The sequence below is a fragment of the Paenibacillus sp. 2TAF8 genome (genome assembly GCF_052114825.1).
GTDB lineage: Bacteria > Bacillota > Bacilli > Paenibacillales > Paenibacillaceae > Paenibacillus.
Genome location: NZ_JBFRFN010000012.1, coordinates 167,063 through 189,578, shown reverse-complemented (window position 1 = coordinate 189,578; position 22,516 = coordinate 167,063). Strand labels below are relative to the sequence as shown.

Genomic DNA, 22,516 nt, shown 5'->3' with positions numbered 1-22,516 from the left:
ATGGGACGCGGGCTAATGAAGCTGCCGGGCATCCGGCCGGTACTCGCACTGGCATCTGCGCTGGTGCTGCTGCAGGCGATGACGATTATTATGCAGGCCAAATGGCTGGCACAGGCCATAACGGCGTTGTTTGAAGGTGCTACAGTTTCGTCGCAGTATCCGGTACTGCTGCTGTTTCTGGCTGCTTTTGCCGCCCGCTATGCCCTGTCATTCTGGTTACAGCTTGTCACTACGCGGTATGCGGAGAGAACAGGAACCGATCTGCGTAGACAGATGACAGAACAGTGGTTCCGGCTCGGACCGCGTTACGCCAAGACAGAAGGTACGGGACATCTGGTGACGCTGGCACGCGAAGGCATTTCGCAATACAAGACGTATCTGGAGCTGTTTATTCCGCGTATGTTGGGCATGGGATTTACACCTGTAGTCATTTTGTTTTATGTGTTCAAGCTGGATACCATGTCCGGTGTAATATTGATGCTGACGCTACCGATTCTGATCATATTTATGATCCTGATCGGTCTGGCTACTCAGCGTAAGATTGATGGACAATTTAAGTCCTACAAAGCGCTGGCGAATCATTTTGTCGATACGCTGCGTGGGCTGGAAACGTTGAAAACACTGGGGCAAAGCAAAATACACGAAGGCTCCATCATGCGAGTGAGCCAGCGATATCGAAAAGCGACGATGTCTACGCTGCGAATGGCCTTTTTGTCCTCTTTTGCCTTGGATTTCTTCACCATGTTGTCAGTTGCATCTGTTGCAGTGGGCCTTGGACTTCGGTTGACGGAAGGGCATATGACGCTTTTTCCTGCCCTGACAGTACTGATTCTGGCACCGGAATACTTCCTGCCTGTCCGCATGCTAGGTGCAGATTACCACGCGACATTAGATGGCAAGGAAGCCGGGGAAGCAATCCATAAAGTGATTGAACGAGGTAGGGCTGCAGAGAAGCATCAGACCGATTTACAACAATCTCTTGATACGCCGATGCCGTCTCAATCCCATACATCTGTGTCCTCTTCGCAGCTGCGCGTAGTATTTAACCGTGAAAAAAATGGCATACTTCCGGTGACACCGGCCGCAACATCTTCTTCATCAGCTTCAGTTCATGGTATACACCCTGTCTCATCAGCCTCACCGAACTCAGAAGATCCTTCAGCACCCTTGTTCTCTTGGGGAGAGCACAGCCGATTAGCGCTGACGGATATTCAGGTTCAACATGAAGCAGAGGGGGCATATTCCCTTCGGGATGTGACGTTTCAACTGACGGGCCTTGGTAAAGTTGGGATCATTGGCTCCAGTGGGGCCGGGAAATCAACACTCATTGATGTTCTCGCAGGCTTCCAGTTTCCGACAGCTGGACAAGTGCTGGTCGATGGACAGCATCTGAACCTGGAACTACTCGAGGCTTGGCGTAGCCGGACAGCTGCGATCCCGCAGCATCCGTATATTTTCAGTGGCTCTATTGGGGATAATATTCGTTTTTATGTACCGGAGGCATCCGACGCAGAGGTGGCTCAAGCTGCACAAGTAGCGGGGCTAACGAAGCTTTTGTCGTCGTTGCCAAGCGGACTGCATGAACAGATTGGTGCAGGAGGCAGGCAGCTCAGCGGCGGTCAGGAACAACGTGTGGCACTGGCAAGAGCTTTGCTGAGTGAACGCAGTGTGCTATTGCTTGATGAACCTACGGCGCACTTGGACGTGGAGACCGAATATGAGTTAAAGCAAACTATGCTGCCGTTGTTTGAAGGTAAACTTGTCTTTCTGGCGACTCATCGTCTGCACTGGATGCCACATATGGATCGGATCATCGTTATGGATCACGGCACGGTAGCGGAGATAGGGACACATCAGCAATTGATTGCACGAAAAGGTGTATATTATCACATGATTCAGGCACAGATGGAGGCGATATGAGATGAAATCCGGACATTCAAGAGCAGAGACCGAGCATAGCGATGAACATCAAAAAAATAGCTGGATCGCTCCATACGCGGCACAGTACCGCTGGCGATTCATCGGTGCAATTGCACTAGGCACATGTGCGGCTCTCTGTGCGGTGATGCTGCTTTTCACCTCCGGATATTTAATCTCGAAGTCTGCGCTGCGTCCTGAGAATATTTTGATGGTGTATGTTCCAATTGTGGGTGTACGTGCCTTTGGGATCTTCCGGGCAGTGTTCCGTTATGTTGAACGATTGGCAGGACATGATGCTGTCTTGCGTGTGCTGGCAGATCAGCGGGTGAAGCTGTATCGCATTTTGGAGCCGCAGGCTTTGTTTCTGCGTTCACGGATGCAAACCGGGGATGTGCTTGGCGCCCTCGCCGATGATGTGGAACGCCTGCAGGATATTTATCTGCGCACCGTATTCCCGGCGGTTACTGCGCTTGTGATCTATGGGGCAGCTGTGCTGGCTTTTGGTAGTGTAGATCCGATGTTTGCACTGTGGATGGCACTCTATATGCTATTCATTGCTCTGGTAATTCCCGCAATTTCACTAAAGATTACTTGGAGATGGCGTGTGCAGCTGAAAAGAGAAAATAGTAAGTTGTACACACGTCTGACTGATGGTGTGCTTGGGCTTGGTGATTGGATTGCCAGTGGCAGAGCCGCCGCCTTTGTGCAGTGGCAAGAAGAGGATGAAGAGCATGCTGATCAGATTCGGCGCAGGTTGCGGAGCTGGAATCGCTGGCGGGACCTTATTGCCCAATGTGTCATTGGGTTGATGGTTGTTTCGGTAACCCTGTGGGCAGGACAAGCGGCATCTGCTGCTCAGTTACCCGCAGTGATGATCGCGGCATTTGTGCTCGTTCTGTTCCCGCTCACGGAATCACTGCTGCCTGTTAACGATGCACTTGGGCATATACCAGATTACCGTGAATCGCTAGAGCGATTAAACAAACTGGAAGAGCCGGGGGAAAAAGGTTTTCAAGCAAAGCAACATCAAGAGAAGGGGCGTCAGGAGAAGCAGTACCAAGAGGCTGACCTGGCTAAGGGGAGGCTGACTGCTTCAGTTGCAAATACGTCGGATGACGGACAGCGATCTGATCCGGCTGCAAGGTCGGATGGCAGAGTAGTAGCTGACGGAGTGGCCGCTGCTGACGGACGAATTCGTCTGCGAATTCCGCCGAAGCTGCGCGCAGATATTGCCATCGAGCAAGTAAGTTATCGATATGAAGCGGAGGTGGAGTACGCTGTTCAAGATATCTCCTTACATCTGCCACAGGGCAAACGTCTGGCCATTCTCGGGCGCAGCGGTGGTGGCAAATCGACGTTGTTAAAGCTGATCCAGGGTGCACTGTCTCCCTCTTCTGGCAAGGTTTTAATCAATGATCTGCCTGTGGAGATGCTTGGCGAGAGTGTAACCGAAGTGGTGGCTGTGCTCAATCAGAGCCCACATCTGTTCGATACTACGGTTGCGGGCAATCTGCGGATAGGTCGTCCGGATGCGACAGATGAGGAGATTCGGCAGGTAGCTGCACAGGTTGGTTTGGCGGAGCTGATCGAGTCTTTGCCACAGGGGTATAACACCCCGATGTTGGAGACGGGACTGCGTTTCTCCGGCGGAGAACGCCAGCGAATTGCTTTGGCTCGGGTGCTGCTACGGAAGACACCTGTTGTTATTTTTGATGAACCGACCGTGGGGTTAGATCCTGTGACAGAACGCGAACTGATGCGCACCATACTGGACAGCCTGCAAGGCAAAACCTTGATCTGGGTCACCCACCACCTGATTGGTGCGGAGAAGATGGATGAGATTGTGTTTGTGGAAAATGGAAATATCGTCATGCAGGGTTCTCACGAACATCTGCTGGCTCGGGAAGAGCGATATCGCCGACTCCTCGAACTGGATCGGCCCGGATGGCTGGATCGGCATCGTAAGACCCCGCTGCCCCCTGTCGCTTCCAAATAAGTTACGGTTGCGGCAGACCGTGACTATACATGAGTGGACTCCATGTTCCTACAAGTCCTGAGGACGATCGGGAAGCGGCGGTAGAGCACGAATTTATAGGCAAAAAGACGAAGTGGGCACAGCCCTGCTTCGTCTTTTTGGTGTCCACCGATAGTCCACCGATAGTCCACCGATAGTCCACCGATAGTCCACCGATAGTCCACCGATAGTCCACCGATAGTCCACCGATAGTCCGCCGATAGTTTGTGCTTGCCCATGTAATTCTTATCATGTACTGACTGTCATGCGCTATACGTATAAGTACTGCCTGACGACAATGGACAGGGCACTTACTTTCCTTAGAATATGAAAGTGTCGTCGTGCCTTCCCCCTCCACGGTCAGTTGCGCATCGTCACCTTGGTGAAAATTCGGCTAACGATCTCAGATGACGCTATTTGGCGCATTTTAACACATTTCGAATTCTAACGATCAGGAGGAACGCTATTTATCGATTTTTGCCCGAAAATCGCAGCTGAAAAGCCGTTTTGCTTCAAATAGCGTCGCTGGTGATCGTTAGAATTTTTACCGATGTAAAAATAGGCAAATAAGGCTTCTGGTGATCGTTAGAGCAGGAGGATGTGGGGAGAGAGTTAGAGTTCCTACCTGTTACTTAGCTCAACACTTACTTAGTGCAAAGAATGATGTTCCTGAGCCCTAGTGCTCTCAAATTACAATGTTACTCAACTTGAATAACGCTAAACCTGGCCCCGCGCCCAGCCCTCTTTACAACGCCACATTTATTGATATTCCAGCAGAGTGCCGCAGGAGCGGCGAAGCACCAGTTCGGGCTCTACTTTAATGCAACGATTGTCCATTTGTTTGTTCATCAGGTCAAACAGGATCATTGCCGCAAGACGTCCGATTTTGTCTGTATCCTGCTTAACGGTTGTGAGTGGCGGATCACTGTAACGGCAGGCTTCAATGTCATCACATCCCGCAACGGCGATATCCTCGGGAACACGTAGCCCAGCTTCCTTGAAGGCTCGTACCGCTCCGAATGCAAGCAAATCCGTAGCGGCAAAAACAGCTCGAGGCAAAACGTCCGCTTTTAACAGCTGTTTGGCTGCCTCATATCCATCGGTTGCAGCATAATCTTTGCTGTAGACCACCCATTCCGGTTTCTCTGCAAGACTAAACTGCTTTAGGGAATGTTTAAAGGCTTTTTCTCTTTGTTGCATTACGAGAGAGGCACGCTGGAGTCCGATAAATCCGAGATCCCGATACCCATTCATATAAAATTGCTCCACCACTTTGGTCGAGATTTTTTCGTTATCCGACATGATGTAACAAGAGTTTTGTCCCTTCAGTTCGATATCTATCCCGATACACGGAAAGGGGCTGGCATCAAGGTCAGATACGCTGCTCTCCACCTCATCCCCCGCAATAATAATACAACCATCCACTTGAAAATATTTGGAACGTGCCAAATAGTCCTCACCCTGATCCAGGAACTTTTCATTGGAAAAGAAGAGCAGATCATATCCTAATAAGCCGATCTGTTTCTTAAAGGCATTAATGACCTCTACAAAGAAAGGGTGACTGAAATCGACATTCAGTTTCCCTGCAAATACAACGCCTACCAGATTGGACTTTTTGGTTGCTAACGTTTTTGCTGAAGATGAGGGGCGATAGCCTGTCTCCTCCATAATCTTAAGCACACGTTGGCGTGTCTCCTCGCCAATGTCAGGGTAGTTGTTAATAATTTTGGACACCGTTGCAACAGACACGCCGGCCAAACGAGCTATCGTTTTGATATTCATATACATCCCTCAAATCCTAAACTAGTTTCGTAGATTGTGGCTGTGTCTTTTTACGCTTACTTGCCAACATTCTATGCCACAACACCTATAGAGTCAATAACAGAAAGGGCGATACTCGGGGTGATTATGATATGTATGGATATTTTTTAATGTTTTTTCACTTATATAACGAAAATATCAAGCAGTTTTAGTAGAATCAGCTCATCTTTCAGATAATTCAGGCTCAGTTTAACTAGATTTACAGGAAGAGGAGAAGTGAAAAATCACAGTACGACGAATAGGTGTTTCGTAAAATGAAGTTCGTATTCGCTTTGAAAATGTTGATAAACCTCAGATGTGGTGCGGTTTCCCCCTAATAATTTGTAAAATTTCAAATAAACTATTTACAAAATTATCAGGTGAAGTCATAATGAGGGTGTGATTAACGAAACTGATTTCGTAAATTCGTAAATTAATCTTAAATGGCTGGGGGAAAGTGATATGAAGAGAAAGATTTTATCTATTACACTTGTAACCGCTTTAATGTTTGTGCTTGCAGCTTGCGGTAACGGTTCTACCGATTCCGATGGAAAAGCCTCTACAGATGGAAGTAAAAAAGTGACGTTAAAGATTATTCACTGGCAACAAGAAAATATCAACAATTACATCAAAGAATTCAATACCAAATTTGAAGCGAAATATCCGGACGTGAAGGTTGAGTACACTACAGTTCCGGCAGATGCAACGTACGATCAGTTGATGCAAACGCGGATGAATGCTGGAAATACTGGCGATGTGGATATCATCCCGCTGAAGTCCAGCTTTGTTGGTGCTCCGCAAGACTGGTCCAAAGGCGCGGCTGATCCGATGTGGAAGCAGTGGATCGATGCAGGGCTGATCAGTGACTTGTCGGGTCAGGCTTTTATCAAAAATTACAACGAAGTTGATGTGCAGAACGCGATGACGTACAACGACAAAGTGTACGGTGTCAACATGGGTAAAGTGGCATTTACAGGCCTGTTCTACAATAAGGACCTCTTTGCCAAGTACAATCTGCAAGTGCCCACCACGTGGGATGAGATGCAAAACGTCATCAAAGTATTCAAAGATAACGGTGTAGAAGCACTGGGCTTCGCAGGTAAAGATGTTTGGCCGATTGGTCTTGCGGTGCAAGGACTTCAAGCCTCCATTCATGACGACCAGCTGAGCTACATCAAAGGTCTGTGGACAGGGCAAACGAAGCTGACTGATCCGGTGCAGATCGAAGTATTACAGAAAGCTCAAACGTTGATGAACAGTGCCATGCCTGGTTTCATGGGAATTGACTACGGAACACTGCCAAGTCTGTTTGCCACAGGTAAGGTGGCGATGATTGCTGACGGTACATGGGATGCAACGACGATTCAAGCGGCTAACCCGGATCTGAAATTTGGTTATTTCCCGATTCCGGGCAGCAACGATGCAGCGAAGAACAAAGACTTGGCCGGTAAATACGATATGACCTGGATGGTTGTAGACAAATCACCGAACAAGGATTATGCATTGAAATGGCTTGAAATGCTGTCGGAGAAAGGGAACTATACGGATTTTGTCAATGCAGCCGGATTCCTTCCGACGCAGCCTGATGTGGAGATCAAGAGTGAGTTTATCAAAGACATTCAGCCATACCTGGAAAACTTCAAGCTTTCGTGGGATCAGCTGTTCATTAATCGTCAGAACGTAGGACAGTATATCGCCGAGTCCAGTGTTCACGCTGAGATGCTCAAACCAGCCGGCCCAATTGCAACACCGGAGGAACTGGCAAGCAAATCACAAGCAGACTGGGATGCAGCAGCTCCCAAATAAACGAATGATTGGATTCGTGACCTGAGGTTTATCTGAATTAACGATCTAAGCTTACTAGTATAGTAACCACCGGAATAGCGCTTGGGGATAGAGCCTTCAGGCCAAACCATACAAGCAGTTATTCCGGTTTTTCTTTTGTTTTCTCTCTTTATTTTTTGACCACTTGGTTTGGTTTTACCCGATGAAAGGTGTGAGGACGATGTATCCGTTTGGAAAAGGGAAGGCGCGGCTGATTCCTTATCTGTATTTGAGCATTCCGCTGCTGCTTTATGTCGTATTTGGCTTTGGCCCATCACTCGTGACCGTACTGTTTTCGTTTACGGATGCGACAGGTGTGCGTGGACAGGAATGGAGCTTTATCGGTTTCGAAAATTATAAAACCTTCTTTGGTGCATCCAATGCAGGAGATCGGCTGGACGCGATTGGGCGATCCTTATATTTTGCGTTTGCTGTAGTCATCATCCAAAACGCAGTGGGTCTGTTCATGGCCATTCTGATTAACAAAAAGCTTCGAGGCGACAAGCTGTATCGTGCGGTATTCTTTTTGCCCGTCGTGCTTGGTGTAACGGTGTCCGGGTTGATCTGGCAGCTCGTAGCGAATCCGCTTGGCGGGCCGGCACAGTCGCTTCTGAATTTCTTTGGCACCAGCTCGAACTTTTTCGGGGATTATAACATTGCCTTCGAGCTGATTATTTTCGTGCAAATCTGGATGTATATGGGGTATTCCATGACCATCTTCCTTGCGGGCTTGCAGACGATTCCGAGTGATCTGTACGAGGCGGCTTATATGGATGGTGCATCGGGATGGAAAGCTTTTACCAACATTACGTTCCCGATGATTGCTCCTTCTTTTACCGTGAATATGTTGTTGTCCATCATCGGCGCACTGCAAACCTTTGACATCATCTACGTCCTCACCGGCGGTAAATTTAATACAACAACACTGGCATTTGACGTTTATGCAACAGCGTTTGGCAGCGGCTCAGCCGACTATGGTCTGGCTTCTGCGGTAGCGATGATTCAGTTCCTGTTTGTGTTTACGATCTCAATGATCGCTTTGTTCTATCTTCGCAAAAGAGAGGTGGAAGTATAATGAAGCAGAGCAGAACGTCAAGAACGATCAGTTACATCATTGTGCTGCTGATGCTTGCGCTATACGTCTTCCCTCTGTTCTACCTGTTTAATGTATCAATGAAAACACAGACAGAGTATTTGCTGAATCCCGTAGCACTTACGGAAGGCATTCGGCTGGAGAACTTTGCTGAAGCGTGGACAAAGGGCAGCTTCTCGCAGTATATGTGGAACAGTGTTCTTTACACAGGCATGTCCACGCTGCTGACCTTAATTTTGTCTATATTTGCAGCATTTCCGCTTGCTCGCAGATACGTGAAGTTCAGCACGCTGATCTACATTTTCTTTTTGATCTCGATGTATTTGCCGAATCCGTTGATTCCGCAGTTCTCTTTGATCAATCAACTGGGTCTGTATAATACCCAAACGGGTTATATTTTGCTAAAAACGACGGGCACGGGCATTGCGTTTCTGATGTTTGTCGGTTATATCAAATCGGTATCCCGCGAGCTGGATGAGGCAGCTGCCATGGACGGATGCGGGTACACCCGGTATTTGTTCACCATCCTTGTTCCTTTAATGAAGCCGATCCTGGCGACAGGTATTATTCTTACTGCCATCGGGGTATGGAATGATATTATTGGGCCAACGATTTATTTGTCTGATCCGAATTATCAGCCGGTGACCAAAGGGTTGTTTACCTTCTATGGGCAGTATATGAATAATTGGCCACTACTGGCGTGTGGTATTCTGATTGTGACATTACCACTGGTTGTGTTATACGTTGCGTTGCAGCGTTTCATCGTTGGCGGTGCAATGGCTGGTGCGGTTAAATCATAGTTTTTTGCAAATTGAAAAAAAATAATCTTGATGTGTTCTTGATGTATTGATATTGACGTAACAAGATATCGGATAACAAAAGAAAGCCACCCTCATTCAACATGAAGGTGGCTTCTTGTATTTCTATTGAATTATTCAATTGCATAGCTTGCATTGGAGGATACAATGATTTTCTTTTACATATCGACTAACAACAAAATAATGGAGGACAGGCACAGACAGGTGCTGACCAGATAGAGCACAGCAACCACCTGTTTGTGGTTCAAACCGGCACGGAGCAGGCGATAATGAGCTTGACTTGCATCGGCCTGGTAAATTGCTTTGCCTTGTAGGAAACGTTTGATCACGACAAAAATATTATCGAAAATCGGTACGCCGAGCGCCAGAATCGGAATGAAAATGGATAGCATCGTCGCTTGTTTGAATGCACCGTCAAGTGCGATCACCGCTAGAATGAAGCCTAGGAACGTAGCGCCCGCATCGCCCATAAATACTTTGGCCGGAGCCTTGTTGTATTTTAGATAACCGAGTGTTACCCCGACCAATGTGATGGACATCAGCGCAGAATCGCTCTGGCCCTTCGTAATCGCTACAATAAACAGCGTGATTGCCGAGATTGCAGACAAACCACCAGCCAGTCCATCCATACCATCCGAGAAGTTAATCACCGTGGTTACACCGAAAATCCACAGGATCGTCAGGATGAATTGCAGCCAGATCGGCAGCATCACATATTCCGCATTGAACGGATTCACAAAGCCGGTAAATGCAATGCCGGACGCAAAGACGAGCACCGCAGCGGAGACTTGAATAATCATTTTGGGTAGTGCGGGAAAATCTTTACCTTTGGTTTTGTACCAGTCATCAATCGTACCAATCGTCAGAAGAAGCATTCCACCTGCAACCAATGCGGCTGTCTCCCAGGTCAATTCTTTAGTAAGAGCAATGTATGTCAGGAAAAATCCAGCAAATATCGCGTAGCTAGCGGTCAGTGGTATTGGTTGCCTGTGCAGCTTGCGCTCCACATCTTCCCGGGGCTTGTCCACAAAATCCAACTTATGCGCCAGTCGGCCCAGCGGCGGAATCAGCAGAACCACGACAGCAAAAGACAATATGAAAGCCAGTATGTATATCATAAACTCGCTTGGTTCACTCCCATCATCCTCATTTCCTCTTATTATACGAGTTCAACCCGAAATCTGTCGATGTCAGTATTGTAACCTGGAGCTTCGATGGTCATGCGTGTCAGATGTAATGAGTCGGACAGAGTTTAGACGTTCCTCTGAGGCAGATAGGGGTCAAAGTAATCAAGTACGTTTTCAGCATGATATCCATCATCGCCTTGCCAGGTTGCAGCAAAAACAAAGTCACCTGAACCACCTTTAGGTTTCCTTGGTGTATCCTCGGGAACCAGTATGCCTGCGGCTGCCCAGATTTCGAGCAGGGCATCCCGTTCATGTTTGCTGGAGGGCAGGCAATCTTTCCACTTTTTCTCCAGAGAGCGTGCGCTGTCTTTTGGATCTCCGGTCTGTGCGGTTTCCAGCAGCCTGGCAAGGATCGTTTGGTCTTCCTCAGTCACTTCGTACGGGTGAATATGATTTCTCTCAGTGCTGGTGCTATTACCGTTGTAAGCTTGAAGCAGTAATTCCAGATCCATCAGGCAGTAGAGCAGCCACCCGTGACGCACACCGCCCCATTTCATCCGTTCAAAATTCAGTACATTCAAATCCGCGTTAACATATTGCTCGTCCGATTGTAAACGAAGAAAGTTGCAATCCCCGCAGGAGCTTGTATTTGCATGTAAAGCCGGGCGTTCCTCGAACGTATGCAGAGGCATGTTTCGTGTCAATGCCCAGCTGGATAATGCGCTTCGCAGATAAACTTTTTTGGTGGATAGACTATGGAGGAATGCTGTGATGACTCGCTCTTTGAGCGAAGGTTCTTGATGAATGTTATGCAGGCGTTGTACGATCTCATCATGCGTGATGGTAAGTGGGTCGAACATGACGCCCTTGCTTTTGGCAAATTCGAAGTCATCACCCGAAAAAGGGTCGCGGGGTGATTTCCAGCCGCCACCTCCCCAGAATGTGTTCATTAGAATTTTGACTGCTTTTTTATCCATTAGAAGGAGCCTCCTGTCCTGATTCTATTTATTCAATCGAGTGAGAGAAGCTGTGGCTGTATCTGTTCTATAAAGTGTAGTAACTGGGTGTGTACCTTAAATAGTTGTGTTCAGGATCATGGCAACAAGGCCGGGGAATCGCTCGTTAAGTTCATCCTTTCTAAGCGAATAAAAGTGGTGTTTGCCTTCGATGCGAGGCTGAATAATGCCTGCTTCACGCAGCATTTTAATATGGTGGGACAACGTTGATTTGGAGATGTGGTCGACTTCAAAAGCCGAGCAGTTTTTCTCGCCCGAGCTGGCTAGGCAGTGTGCAATCTTCATGCGTATCGGGTCACCGAGTGCATTGCAAACCGTGGTCAGACTCATCTCCGAAGCTGTAGGTATCGTTAAAGTTCTCATGAAATAGACGTTAGCATATTCGGCAACTTCTTTCAATGTTTGAAAAATTTCGAATTATATCTTGCGATTCGGCGTTGAAGTATGGTAAGGTTCTTTTTGTATCAAATTGTTCGAAATTATTCGAATTGATAAAAAGATATACTGTTCGAGATGTTTTGAAATGAAATGTTTAAGACAGCATGAACTACAGGAGGGCAATCGATAATGAATACAGCAACAGGAACCCACAACAGTACCGGTGCTATAAATACAGCAGTGAACATTACGATGTTAAATAACTATTTCCGATTATTTGATGCTTCACGCACAGACAAACGGGCTATGCAGGACTTGTTATCCCTGTTTACGCCAGATGCCGAGATTGTGTTGAATGGCAACAGTCACACAGGGTTTGAGGGATTTATGAAGGCTTTCTACGAATACAACCAAGACATTAAACATATGTGGGATGCATGGGTGCTTCAGCCTGACGGTAGTTACCGAACAAATTGGGCCGTGTGCGGGCAGGCAACTGATGGATCGGTGTATGCGAAGGCAGGCGTGGATATTGCACGTGTGAATGATGCAGGGCAGATTGTGTATCTGGAAAACGTGCAAGCGGACGAGAACGCATTTAGCAAATATAATTCATAAGAGTGCTATATTCGCCAGAGCGCTATGACTCTTGAGAGTAAACATGGCTAAGTATTAAGGTCACTCATAAAAGTGAATTAAATATGTGAGAGTTATAATTTTGTGAGACATAAAGGTAATCTAAGTAAGACTTAAAGGTACGTAAGAGCTATAAATATGCGAGAGCTACAAGTACGTGCGAACTAAAGATATGTAAGACCTAAAGGTACGCGAGAGTTATAAGTACGTAATGTAATACATTTAGGTAGTAATTTTTTTTGACTTATCGTAATTTGAGTTATTTGGTGAACTCCACAGTGTAAGACTGTGGGGTTTATTTAGGTTTAGGTTTAGGTTTAGGTTTAGGTTTAGGTGAGGGATGTGAGAATACAGAGGAGGTGAGGGAGGAGAAGGCGAAGCCGTCCAGAGCTCCCTAATTTCTAACGATCACCAGCGACGCTATTTGGTGAAAAAATCAGGCTCTCAGATTCTAACGATCACCAGTGACGCTATTTACCCCAAATAGTTGTTTTTAGACTACTTTTAGCCTGAAAATTCAGAAATAAGGTGTCTGGTGATCGTTAGCTTTCGAAACCCTGCTAAAAGCATCAAATAAGCTTCCTGGTGATCGTTAGCTTTTTTTATCTGCACCAACCGGTATCTTCGTTAGTATCTCGYACCTGCATYCTCTCGATATTGGAGATGTTTAGCACATAGCTCCCGCGCCATCTGATTCAGAGTATCGTTATCTGCACCAACCGGTATCTTCGTTAGTATCTCGYACCTGCATYCTCTCGATATTGGAGATGTTTAGCACATAGCTCCCGCGCCATCTGATTCAGAGTATCGTTAGCGGCTCGCTCCCGCACCAGCACCATCTATCCGATTCTAAGAATCACTAACGCGGCTCCTTATTGTGCGAACTCGCGCTTACTCCTGCATCATTCGATTCTGGAATGATGCGAGATCGGCATATTCCTCTTCGAATTTGCGTGAGATGCGGATAAAAATGGGCAGCAGCTCGCGATACACATGAACACTGTCCGGGTGTGGCTGATGGCGGTGTGTCGATCCAATCATACCGGAGACGGCACTGAGGGAATCGATGCGACCTGTGGCATATAGCCCAAGCACGGCTGCTCCTAGACAGGAACTTTCGATGCTCTCGGGGATGATGACATCCTGATCAAAGATATCGGCCATCATCTGTCGCCACAGCTCGGAGCGGGCGAAGCCGCCGGTGGCCTGGATTTTTTTCGGACGGCCAATCTTCTCTTCAATCGCGAGCATAACCGTATACAGATTAAACAGCACACCTTCCAGCGCAGCACGGATCATATGCTCCTTCTTGTGATGCAGCGTCAGGCCGAAAAATGATCCGCGTGCATTCGGGTTCCAAAGTGGAGCGCGTTCTCCTGTCATGTAAGGGTGAAATAACAGTCCCTCGGAACCTGGCGGTACATTTTCAGCAACACATGTCAGGACTTCATACGGATCGATCCCGAGCCGTTTTGCCGTTTCCACCTCGGATGCCGCGAATTCATCCCGAATCCAGCGGAAAATCACGCCGCCATTGTTCACCGGGCCACCAATCACCCATTGATCCTTCGTAAGTGCATAACAGAAAAAACGCCCTTTTGGATCGGTCACCGGTTTATCCACGACAGTGCGGATAGCACCGCTAGTACCAATCGTTACGGCAACAACCCCGGGGTCAATGGCGTTTACGCCCAGATTCGAGAGCACGCCATCACTTGCTCCGATGACAAAAGTAGTTGTATCCGCAATGCCCATGGCTTTGGCATATTCAGGGTTAAGTCCTTCTTTTAATACATGTGTTGTAGGTACAAGATTGGACAGATGCTCCGGCGTAATACCGGCTACATGCAGTGCTTCCGCATCCCACGCCAGCTTTTCCAGATTCATGAGTCCGGTGGCAGAGGCCATTGAATGGTCGATTACAAACGTAGAGAACAATTTATAAAAAACATATTCCTTCATGGAGACTAGTTTATGCGTCTGTCTGAACAAGTCCGGTTCTTCCCGGGTGAGCCACATAATTTTAGTTAGTGGAGACATGGGATGAATGGGGGTACCCGTTCGTAGATAAATATCATGCCCATTCATTTCTGATTTGAGTGTTTCCGTCCACTCGGCACTGCGATTGTCCGCCCAGGTCATCGCTCGCATTAACGGTTTGCCTTGTGCATCTACAGGCAGAACGCTGTGCATGGCCGAGCTGAACGAAACAAACAGAATGTCGTCTGGCTTTACCCCGGCTTTGGAGGTAGCTTGCTGCACGGAGGAAATAACTGCTTGGAAAATGTCCTCTGCATCCTGCTCTGCAATCGCTGGTGTTGGTGTGTGCAGCGGATAATCTGCACTTCCTTGTGCCACAATGTTGCCGTCCTGCTTGAACAACACAGCCTTGGTCGAGGTTGTGCCGATATCTACGCCGATCATATAAGGTGAAGCCGCCATGGTGATCATCCCTCTTCCTTTTCAATTACTGCGTCTAAAAGTGTTATGGATTCCGTCTCAAAGACGTTCTGTCTCCTCAACTTGCTCATAACATCATCCAAGTTTATATATCGTCTGGTATCTCAACTATAGAATAAGAATATCAGACTTGAGAGAAGGATCAAAATGGCTTCACATGCAGTCTTGGCTCCAGAGCTAGGCACAATCCAAACAAGTAAGAATGACTGAGCTTACATACCCCGATGTAAGCCAGCAACGGGCTTCTCTACCGACCTAACCTTGTTAAACCGCGCCTGATGATTCCGATGACTGATCGTAGTGATCTAGTGTCCCCCGCACCTATCACACCTATCATACCTACCTAACAGCCCATCTATCGTACCTGCCTATCATATCTGCCTAACGTACCCACCTAACAACCCGCCTACCATAACCTTCCTTATCTTAATCTTATCTTGCCTCAGTCAGTCCTTCACCGCTCCTGCGGCAATGTCCGAGATAAACTGGCGGCTGATGAACAGGAACATGATGATGAGCGGAAGAACGGCAAGCAGTGTACCTGCAATGACCATCGCATAGTCTGTATTATACAGTCCGTTTAATTGAGACAATGCAATTTGCAACGTGTATTTGCATGCATCCGTCAGTACAATTAACGGCCACAGGTAGTCATTCCACACCCCGATAAACGTGAACGCGCCGAGAAAGGCAAACGCAGGCCGTAGAATCGGCAATGCAACGTTCCAATACAAGCGAAAGAAATTACATCCGTCGATCCGTCCTGCATCGAGCAGATCGTTCGGGATGGATTCCGTCGCGTACTGGCGGATCCAGAAAATGCCGAAGGCGTTGACCATGCCCGGAATAATGAGGGCTTTGAAGGAACCTACCCATCCGAACGTGGCCATCAGTACGAAGGAAGGCACCAGCGACAGCTGGGAAGGCACCATCATGGTGGCGAGCAGCAGGACGAAGAGCCATTTTTTGCCCGGAAACTCAAACTTCGCAAACGCAAATCCCGCGAGTGAATCAAAAAATAATACTAGAATGGTCACTAGACCTGACACAAACAATGTATTCAGAAAGGCTCCCCAGAAATCAATCTGCTGCAAAACCCGTGTAATATTGTTCCACAGTTCACCGCCGAACCAGAGTTGGGGTGGAAACTTGTAGATATCGGACGTTGTTCGTGTTGACATAACCATTAGCCAGTAGAACGGGAACATAGATATAAGCATGCCACCGATCAGGCCGGTATACAGCACCAGCGACTTGAGATGTTTGGACGCCATGAGCGCTCCCCCCTTGTCACATCAGGATGATTTGCCTTGAACTAACTTCCAGTTCACAATGGAGAACAGAGCAATGATCAGGAACATACCCCAGCCAACGGCAGCGCCGTAACCAAAATAATTGTTGATAAAGGATTCCCGGTACAAGTAGAGCACGATGGTCATTCCTGCTGCTCCGGCACCGCCATCATTCCCTACCAGCACCTGTGGTTCAGTGAACAGTTGCATGCCGCCAATCGTAGATGTAATGACCGTGAACAGGATGACCGGGCGCAGCATCGGAATTGTAATACGGAAGAAGGACTGCACGGCAGATGCCCCGTCGATTTTAGCTGCTTCATACAGTGTCTGCGGAATGCTCTGAAGTCCGGCCAGATAAATAATGGCATTATATCCGGTCCAGCGCCAGACAACCATGGAGGAGATGGCAATTTTGATGCCCCATGGTGCATTCAGCCATTCAACCACTGGAAGGCCAACCGACTGCAGCAGATAGTTAAGGAAACCGTAATTATTCGCAAACAAAGCACCGAAGATGATCGCTACAGCCACGATAGACGTCACGTTGGGCAGGAAGTAACCAACCCGGAACAAGGTACGGAATTTGATGAAAGGCGCATGTAGTAGGAACGCAATAATCAGAGCGAAGAAAAGCATCGGAATGGTCGAATAGATCCAGATCATCAACGTGTTGCCAACCGCTTGCCAGAACTCGGCATCGGTGAGCATATATTTGAAATTGTTCAAGCCGTTATACGTCATCACACCGATCCCATCCCATTTGTGGAAGGCCAGATAAAGCGAGAATGCGATCGGGAATAGACCAAACACGGCGAAGAGAATGTAAAAAGGCGAGATGGCAACATAGAGCGCACGATGCTCCCATATACGGGCCCAGAGTGATTTTTGGCGGTCCAGATCGGGATGGAACGGACCGGACTCAGGGGACGTACGAGGTTCGGTGACAGCCATAACAACTCCTCCTTTACGGATAACGAAACCACATCAAAAGAGACCCAGTGAGGCCAAAAATCAAGTGATATCAGCTTGGAATTAGATGTCCATCTTAACGCTGCAACTCTCGCTCAACGCGGTGCACCGTATCCGACCAGACTTGCTGTGGATCAGCATTTTGTTTGGCTATATCATTCAGTCGCCGGGTGATGATGTTGTGTACCGACGGGTATCGTTCTCCAAAAAAGGCATCTGGCACATGCTGAGCAGATTCAGCGAATACCGGGCCTGTTGCTTGCCCGCCGAAGAAGGGTTCCTCTTCTTTCATGGCCGGTGTATCAAACACACCCGGAGCTGACGGGAACAGGTTGAGTGTCTGATACTGCTCCAGCTGGTTCTCTGGACTTTGCAGCCAGCGAATCAATTCAAAGGCCTCCTTGGGGTGTTTACTCGATTTCAAAATGGAGAGAAAGGAGCCGCCGTTGTTACCATCTCCCCCAGGAGCACGGGCAACACGCCATTTACCGGAAGTATCCGGTGCCGCCTCCTGAAGCACCTGCTTCATCCAAACCGCACCAACAAATGAGGCAATTTCTCCGTTATTCATCGCTGCATTCCAGGTAGGTGTCCAGCCGTCAGCGTTAGCAAGCAGTCCTTTTTCCTTAAAAGCAACGGCCATATCCCAGCTTCTGCGTACAGCGGGAGAATCCATGCCGATAAACGATCCATCTGGACGGAAATAACGCTCTGTAGATTGGGAAAGGACTTGACTGTAAACGCTTCCAATGTTATCGGTCAGAAAAACCTTTCCATCGAACTTCTCCTTGATCTGCTCTCCTGCAGCGGCGTAGGCATCCCAGTTATCGATCTGGCGTGTAACCTGCCCCGGCTCGGAGGGTAGCCCTGCTTCTTTGAATAAGTCTGCACGATAGAAAAGTGCTGTTGGCCCTGTATCCATCGGGAAGCCGATCATCTGTCCATTTGGCGTCACACCCTGCTTCCATTTCCATGGCAGATACTGATCTTCGACCTCGCTCGCACCAAGGTCGTACAGATTATAGAATCGATCTTCACTCGGGAATAACTCCATGATCCAGTCGTTAAGGGCAACGATATCCGGTTCACCTGAACGTGCAGCGAGGGTTGTTTTGAGCTTGGCTTTGAAATCCCCGCCGATTTTCTGGGCAGTCAGCTCAATATTCGGGAATTTTTCCTTGGCTCTGGCAATGAGTTTGTCGTCAATGGATCGGTTCCAATACCACAGTGTAAGCGTTACCTTTTTGCTGGATGCCGAATCATCCTGTCCCGGCCAGATGGAGCATCCGCTGATTAGCAGAACACAGACCATGATGATGGCTATCCAACGAGTTCTTCTACGGCGGTTCATATGCTGACCCCCTCATCATTAGGTTTGACGCAACAAGAAGTATCAAGGACTAAGGCTGAGCTTCATGGACTACACCAATAGTGTATGAGCAGTTTCTAAACTCATACCCAATATTCCTGCAATGAAACACCTGGATTGTGTCCGTTGCGTAACATAAATTTAGTAGTTACTTTAAAAATAAAAGTTACTTGACACAACATAATTTTTATTCTAAACTAACTTACATTAAGTAACTAATTATAGTGAGGATTATATAGATACGTAATATTCTGCTGTGGACAGGGCTTGAAAACAAGACACTTTTGAATGTGGTCAATCAGAAAGTGATCCAAAATCAAAGCGGTTGCGAATGCATAATATTATGACACATTTTGAGATGAAGATGCGTAACAGGAGGAACGAACGATGATCAATTCACATATTATTCAACTGCTTGCCCCTAAAATCCAGACTTTTCCGAGTGGAAAAGAATTCATACATTTGGTGGGACCCATTAAACTGCCGGTCAATTTGGATGGGAAAACAAGAACATTTCAATGGTACAGCTGGCTGAAAACGGACAAAGCGATGGAAAGCGGCGAACTGATCGCATCTCTTGCGGGTGCTGAACTGGCAGAGCGTCAGCAATCCAGCGTGCTGGTGTATGGCGATTTTGCTGAGGCGCAGGATGCGTTGATTCGTATGCATAGCATCTGTCACACAGGCGATATCTTCGGTAGCAAACGCTGTGACTGCGGTTTCCAGCTGGAGCAGTCCATGAAGATGATTGCGGCACACGGCGCAGGTGCGCTGTTCTATCTTGCGAACCATGAAGGACGGGGCATTGGCCTGTTCAGCAAAGCGATGGCTTACATTTTGCAGGAAGAAGGTCTGGATACGGTAGATGCGAACCTGCAACTTGGCTTCACGGATGATGCACGTAATTATGACGATGCGATTGCTGTATTGCGTGCACTTCGGTCAGCTCCGGTTACGTTGATTACGAATAATCCACGTAAGCTGGCTGCACTGCAGGAAGCAGGACTCAATGTGGGCGGACGCGTTCCACTGTGGGGAGATCGGTCGGCATTTAATGAGAAGTATCTGCAAACGAAAGTGAATCGTTCAGGTCACTTGGCAGAAGCCGATGGCTGGGGAGATACGGAGGCAGAGGCACGTATTTCGCATGCACAGGGAGATGCGCGTATTCCACACGCACAGGCTTGATGAAGCATTCGTGGTTTGTTCTGAGACCATGTGAATGATTCTAGGTGCCCCTAACGAAGAACACTCTAGTGATAATGAGCAGAGTACATGGTGGTATTGTATTGTGATACTGAGAAGTATGTAGTGGCGTACGTAGTGTAGATGGACTGTTACGGTTCTTTTCCTAATGAAAAGTACAGTAGCAGTCTTTTTTATGGCGAAAGATGCTTTCTCCAAATAACTTGCCGTTGATGTGTGACGAATTATACAATATAGGCATCTGAAGAATGCAGGAGGAACGATGGTGGCATTTGAGGGACAACGTATTTTGCCAGCTGCGAAGAGCATGAAGCAGTTTGAAGCAATCATCGAAGGCCCTTATACTTACGGGGTCATGTTGGAAACGCATATCGCACAGCTACAGAGCATGATGGAGCAGGCAAGGCGGTATGAAAAGAAGATTTTGCTGCATGCCGATCTGGTACAGGGATTGAAGAATGATGAATACGCCGCAGAGTATCTGTGCCAGCATATTCGTCCGGCCGGATTGATCTCCACACGGGCAAGCATCATTCAGAAGGCGAAACAAAAAGGCATCACGGCGATTCAACGGGTATTCTTGCTCGATACCCATGCTCTGGAGAAAAGTTATCAGCTGGTCGCCAAAACAAAGCCTGACTACATCGAGGTGTTGCCTGGTGTCATTCCGCATATTATTGAGGAGGTATCCTCACGCACTGGCATTCCAATCATTGCAGGTGGACTGATTCGCACACCCGAAGAGGTAGAGCTTGCGCTTGGGGTAGGAGCGGCAGCGGTGACGACATCGAATGATAATTTGATCAAACACTTTAAGAAATCGCTTACAACATAACCGATTACACACGGGAGGCACACGGTATGGAAAAATTCATTTTAGCTCTGGATCAGGGGACGACAAGTTCCCGGGCAATTCTCTTTAACCACAGTGGCGAGATTGTGCATATGGCACAGCAAGAGTTTCCGCAGTATTTTCCCAAACCGGGCTGGGTGGAGCAGAATGCCAACGAAATCTGGAGTTCCATCCTTGCGGTCATGGCATCCTGTCTGGCGGAGAGCGGCATCAAACCTGCGCAGATTGCGGGTATCGGCATCACCAATCAACGGGAAACCGCAGTCGTATGGGACAAACAAACGGGAAGACCGATTTATAATGCGGTGGTGTGGCAGTCCATACAGACGGCATCCATCTGTGATGAGTTGAAAACGCAAGGGCTTGACGACCTGTTTCATCAAAAAACAGGTTTGCTGATCAATCCATACTTTTCGGGTACCAAAGTAAAATGGATTCTGGATCATGTCCCTGGTGCCCGTGAGCGGGCAGAAAAAGGGGAGCTGCTGTTTGGCACTATCGACAGCTGGTTGATCTGGAAACTGAGTGGCGGCACACATGTCACAGACGTATCCAATGCTTCTCGCACCCTGATGTATAATATCTATGAGCTCCAGTGGGATGATGAATTGCTGGATATTCTGGATATTCCCAAGGCGATGCTACCTGAAGTGCGAGGTTCTTCCGAGATATATGCGCATACAACAGATTACCATTTCTTCGGTCATCGGGTTCCGATTGCGGGAGCGGCAGGAGATCAGCAGGCTGCCCTGTTTGGCCAAAGATGTTATACCGAGGGCAGTATGAAAAATACATACGGTACCGGGTGTTTTATGCTCATGAACACAGGTGAAGAGCCTGTGCAATCGGAGCATGGGCTGATTACAACGATTGCTTGGGGTGTAGATGGAAAGGTTCAATATGCACTGGAAGGCAGTATATTCGTAGCGGGCTCAGCCGTACAGTGGCTGCGAGATGGTCTTCGTATGCTTCGATCGTCCAAAGACAGTGAGGACTATGCGAAGCGAGTACCTTCAACGGATGGGGTCTATATGGTACCTGCTTTCGTTGGACTCGGAAGTCCGTATTGGGATAGCGAGGTGAAGGGGGCAGTATTTGGCCTTACTCGCGGCACCACGAAGGAGCATTTTATCCGCGCCACACTGGAGGCGCTAGCATATCAAACCAAGGATGTACTGGAGGCGATGGTGACCGATTCGGGATATCCTGTACATGCGCTACGTGTTGACGGCGGCGCGGCAGCGAATGATTTCCTGATGCAGTTCCAGAGTGACATTCTGGGCATACCGGTGGAGCGTCCATCGGTGAATGAAACGACAGCACTCGGGGCAGCTTATCTGGCCGGTCTGGCCGTTGGGTTCTGGTCTAATACAGATGAATTGAACCAGCATGATCATACGGAGCGAATCTTTGAGTCTGTGATGGCTGAGGATGAGCGGGAGCGGTTGTATTCCGGATGGAAGCGAGCCATCAAGGCAGCCATGGCTTTTAAATAATACAGACATATTCCTTCCTTATTTCGCATATGGTCATTTGTACTTTTTCATTAAACATATGTTATAAATGATATTTACTGGTGGGAAATGATGCATGATTTACAGGGATTATCTTCCTGGATGTGCTAAACCAAGTATCCACAATAAGGAAAAATGTAAATTTAGTGGGTTGCTTTGAAAATATATCTTTGACCAAAAAAAGTTTTTGAATTTTTTTTGAATAATGTGTTAAAACAGGCCTT

Annotated in this window: 18 protein-coding genes; 9 read left to right on the top strand and 9 right to left on the bottom strand. The window is 47.8% G+C overall.

Annotated elements, in window-relative coordinates; all coding sequences use genetic code 11:
- Positions 1-1,920, top strand: a complete 1,920-nt coding sequence (gene cydD / locus AB4Z30_RS18920) for a thiol reductant ABC exporter subunit CydD (protein WP_441929059.1) — start codon at positions 1-3, stop codon at positions 1,918-1,920.
- 1 nt (position 1,921) lies between these two features.
- Complete coding sequence (locus AB4Z30_RS18915; RefSeq protein WP_441929058.1) at positions 1,922-3,916, top strand: amino acid ABC transporter ATP-binding/permease protein; 1,995 nt, start codon at positions 1,922-1,924, stop codon at positions 3,914-3,916.
- Position 3,917: 1 nt separating this feature from the next.
- On the opposite strand, the gene AB4Z30_RS18910 is transcribed toward AB4Z30_RS18915, so the two are convergent.
- Positions 3,918-4,187: a hypothetical protein gene (locus AB4Z30_RS18910; protein WP_441929057.1), complete on the bottom strand. Its 270-nt coding sequence runs from the start codon at positions 4,185-4,187 to the stop codon at positions 3,918-3,920.
- Between the two features lie 506 nt (positions 4,188-4,693).
- Entirely contained in the window at positions 4,694-5,716 is a 1,023-nt protein-coding gene (locus AB4Z30_RS18905; protein WP_441929056.1) for a LacI family DNA-binding transcriptional regulator, read from the bottom strand.
- A gap of 480 nt (positions 5,717-6,196) precedes the next feature.
- Here AB4Z30_RS18905 and AB4Z30_RS18900 point away from each other — a divergent pair, with 480 nt between their 5' ends.
- The 3 genes from AB4Z30_RS18900 (at position 6,197) to AB4Z30_RS18890 (ending at position 9,451) form a co-directional block, all read left to right on the top strand.
- Complete coding sequence (locus AB4Z30_RS18900; RefSeq protein WP_441929055.1) at positions 6,197-7,540, top strand: ABC transporter substrate-binding protein; 1,344 nt, start codon at positions 6,197-6,199, stop codon at positions 7,538-7,540.
- A 199-nt stretch (positions 7,541-7,739) separates the two neighbouring features.
- A complete protein-coding gene (locus AB4Z30_RS18895) occupies positions 7,740-8,633 on the top strand; it encodes a carbohydrate ABC transporter permease (RefSeq protein WP_434753168.1) in 894 nt (297 codons plus the stop codon).
- Positions 8,633-9,451: a carbohydrate ABC transporter permease gene (locus tag AB4Z30_RS18890; RefSeq protein ID WP_090921688.1), complete on the top strand. Its 819-nt coding sequence runs from the start codon at positions 8,633-8,635 to the stop codon at positions 9,449-9,451. Before AB4Z30_RS18895 ends, AB4Z30_RS18890 begins: the two co-directional genes overlap by 1 nt.
- Positions 9,452-9,627: 176 nt before the next feature.
- On the opposite strand, the gene AB4Z30_RS18885 is transcribed toward AB4Z30_RS18890, so the two are convergent.
- The 3 genes from AB4Z30_RS18885 to AB4Z30_RS18875 all read right to left on the bottom strand — a co-directional run bounded on the left by AB4Z30_RS18885 (position 9,628) and on the right by AB4Z30_RS18875 (position 11,975).
- On the bottom strand, positions 9,628-10,587 hold the full coding sequence (locus AB4Z30_RS18885) for an MraY family glycosyltransferase (RefSeq protein ID WP_441929054.1): 960 nt from the start codon (positions 10,585-10,587) through the stop codon (positions 9,628-9,630).
- Between the two features lie 134 nt (positions 10,588-10,721).
- Positions 10,722-11,573, bottom strand: a complete 852-nt coding sequence (locus AB4Z30_RS18880) for a hypothetical protein (protein WP_441929053.1) — start codon at positions 11,571-11,573, stop codon at positions 10,722-10,724.
- A gap of 96 nt (positions 11,574-11,669) precedes the next feature.
- Positions 11,670-11,975 carry an ArsR/SmtB family transcription factor gene (locus AB4Z30_RS18875; protein WP_434748975.1) on the bottom strand — a complete coding sequence of 102 codons (306 nt, stop codon included), beginning with the start codon at positions 11,973-11,975 and terminating at the stop codon, positions 11,670-11,672.
- Positions 11,976-12,179: 204 nt separating this feature from the next.
- On the opposite strand from AB4Z30_RS18875, the gene AB4Z30_RS18870 reads away from it, so the two are divergent.
- Positions 12,180-12,608 carry a nuclear transport factor 2 family protein gene (locus AB4Z30_RS18870; protein ID WP_441929052.1) on the top strand — a complete coding sequence of 143 codons (429 nt, stop codon included), beginning with the start codon at positions 12,180-12,182 and terminating at the stop codon, positions 12,606-12,608.
- A 909-nt stretch (positions 12,609-13,517) separates the two neighbouring features.
- On the opposite strand, the gene gntK is transcribed toward AB4Z30_RS18870, so the two are convergent.
- From gntK to AB4Z30_RS18850, 4 genes are all read right to left on the bottom strand, one after another.
- Entirely contained in the window at positions 13,518-15,068 is a 1,551-nt protein-coding gene (gene gntK, locus AB4Z30_RS18865) for a gluconokinase (protein WP_441929051.1), read from the bottom strand.
- Between the two features lie 464 nt (positions 15,069-15,532).
- On the bottom strand, positions 15,533-16,360 hold the full coding sequence (locus AB4Z30_RS18860) for a carbohydrate ABC transporter permease (protein WP_441929050.1): 828 nt from the start codon (positions 16,358-16,360) through the stop codon (positions 15,533-15,535).
- A gap of 21 nt (positions 16,361-16,381) precedes the next feature.
- The gene (locus AB4Z30_RS18855) at positions 16,382-17,332 is read right to left on the bottom strand and encodes a carbohydrate ABC transporter permease (RefSeq protein ID WP_441929049.1); all 951 of its coding nucleotides are present in this window, start codon (positions 17,330-17,332) and stop codon (positions 16,382-16,384) included.
- Positions 17,333-17,426: 94 nt separating this feature from the next.
- Complete coding sequence (locus AB4Z30_RS18850) at positions 17,427-18,701, bottom strand: ABC transporter substrate-binding protein (protein WP_441929048.1); 1,275 nt, start codon at positions 18,699-18,701, stop codon at positions 17,427-17,429.
- 405 nt (positions 18,702-19,106) lie between these two features.
- On the opposite strand from AB4Z30_RS18850, the gene AB4Z30_RS18845 reads away from it, so the two are divergent.
- From AB4Z30_RS18845 to glpK, 3 genes are all read left to right on the top strand, one after another.
- Positions 19,107-19,907: a GTP cyclohydrolase II gene (locus AB4Z30_RS18845; protein WP_441929047.1), complete on the top strand. Its 801-nt coding sequence runs from the start codon at positions 19,107-19,109 to the stop codon at positions 19,905-19,907.
- A gap of 283 nt (positions 19,908-20,190) precedes the next feature.
- Positions 20,191-20,760: a glycerol-3-phosphate responsive antiterminator gene (locus AB4Z30_RS18840; RefSeq protein WP_441929076.1), complete on the top strand. Its 570-nt coding sequence runs from the start codon at positions 20,191-20,193 to the stop codon at positions 20,758-20,760.
- A gap of 26 nt (positions 20,761-20,786) precedes the next feature.
- Positions 20,787-22,274, top strand: coding sequence for a glycerol kinase GlpK (gene glpK, locus AB4Z30_RS18835; protein ID WP_441929046.1), 1,488 nt, complete (start codon positions 20,787-20,789; stop codon positions 22,272-22,274).
- The last annotated feature ends 242 nt before the right edge of the window (positions 22,275-22,516 follow it).

Coding starts and splice junctions, on each gene's coding strand:
- AB4Z30_RS18900 (WP_441929055.1), top strand. CDS start 6,197: ATGAAGAGAAAGATTTTATCTATTACACTTGTAACCGCTTTAATGTTT.
- AB4Z30_RS18885 (WP_441929054.1), bottom strand. CDS start 10,587: ATGATATACATACTGGCTTTCATATTGTCTTTTGCTGTCGTGGTTCTG.
- AB4Z30_RS18890 (WP_090921688.1), top strand. CDS start 8,633: ATGAAGCAGAGCAGAACGTCAAGAACGATCAGTTACATCATTGTGCTG.
- AB4Z30_RS18860 (WP_441929050.1), bottom strand. CDS start 16,360: ATGGCGTCCAAACATCTCAAGTCGCTGGTGCTGTATACCGGCCTGATC.
- AB4Z30_RS18875 (WP_434748975.1), bottom strand. CDS start 11,975: ATGAGAACTTTAACGATACCTACAGCTTCGGAGATGAGTCTGACCACG.
- AB4Z30_RS18895 (WP_434753168.1), top strand. CDS start 7,740: ATGTATCCGTTTGGAAAAGGGAAGGCGCGGCTGATTCCTTATCTGTAT.
- AB4Z30_RS18880 (WP_441929053.1), bottom strand. CDS start 11,573: ATGGATAAAAAAGCAGTCAAAATTCTAATGAACACATTCTGGGGAGGT.
- gntK (WP_441929051.1), bottom strand. CDS start 15,068: ATGGCGGCTTCACCTTATATGATCGGCGTAGATATCGGCACAACCTCG.
- AB4Z30_RS18850 (WP_441929048.1), bottom strand. CDS start 18,701: ATGAACCGCCGTAGAAGAACTCGTTGGATAGCCATCATCATGGTCTGT.
- AB4Z30_RS18855 (WP_441929049.1), bottom strand. CDS start 17,332: ATGGCTGTCACCGAACCTCGTACGTCCCCTGAGTCCGGTCCGTTCCAT.
- cydD (WP_441929059.1), top strand. CDS start 1: ATGGGACGCGGGCTAATGAAGCTGCCGGGCATCCGGCCGGTACTCGCA.
- AB4Z30_RS18870 (WP_441929052.1), top strand. CDS start 12,180: ATGAATACAGCAACAGGAACCCACAACAGTACCGGTGCTATAAATACA.
- AB4Z30_RS18915 (WP_441929058.1), top strand. CDS start 1,922: ATGAAATCCGGACATTCAAGAGCAGAGACCGAGCATAGCGATGAACAT.
- AB4Z30_RS18845 (WP_441929047.1), top strand. CDS start 19,107: ATGATCAATTCACATATTATTCAACTGCTTGCCCCTAAAATCCAGACT.
- glpK (WP_441929046.1), top strand. CDS start 20,787: ATGGAAAAATTCATTTTAGCTCTGGATCAGGGGACGACAAGTTCCCGG.
- AB4Z30_RS18905 (WP_441929056.1), bottom strand. CDS start 5,716: ATGAATATCAAAACGATAGCTCGTTTGGCCGGCGTGTCTGTTGCAACG.
- AB4Z30_RS18910 (WP_441929057.1), bottom strand. CDS start 4,187: ATGATAAGAATTACATGGGCAAGCACAAACTATCGGCGGACTATCGGT.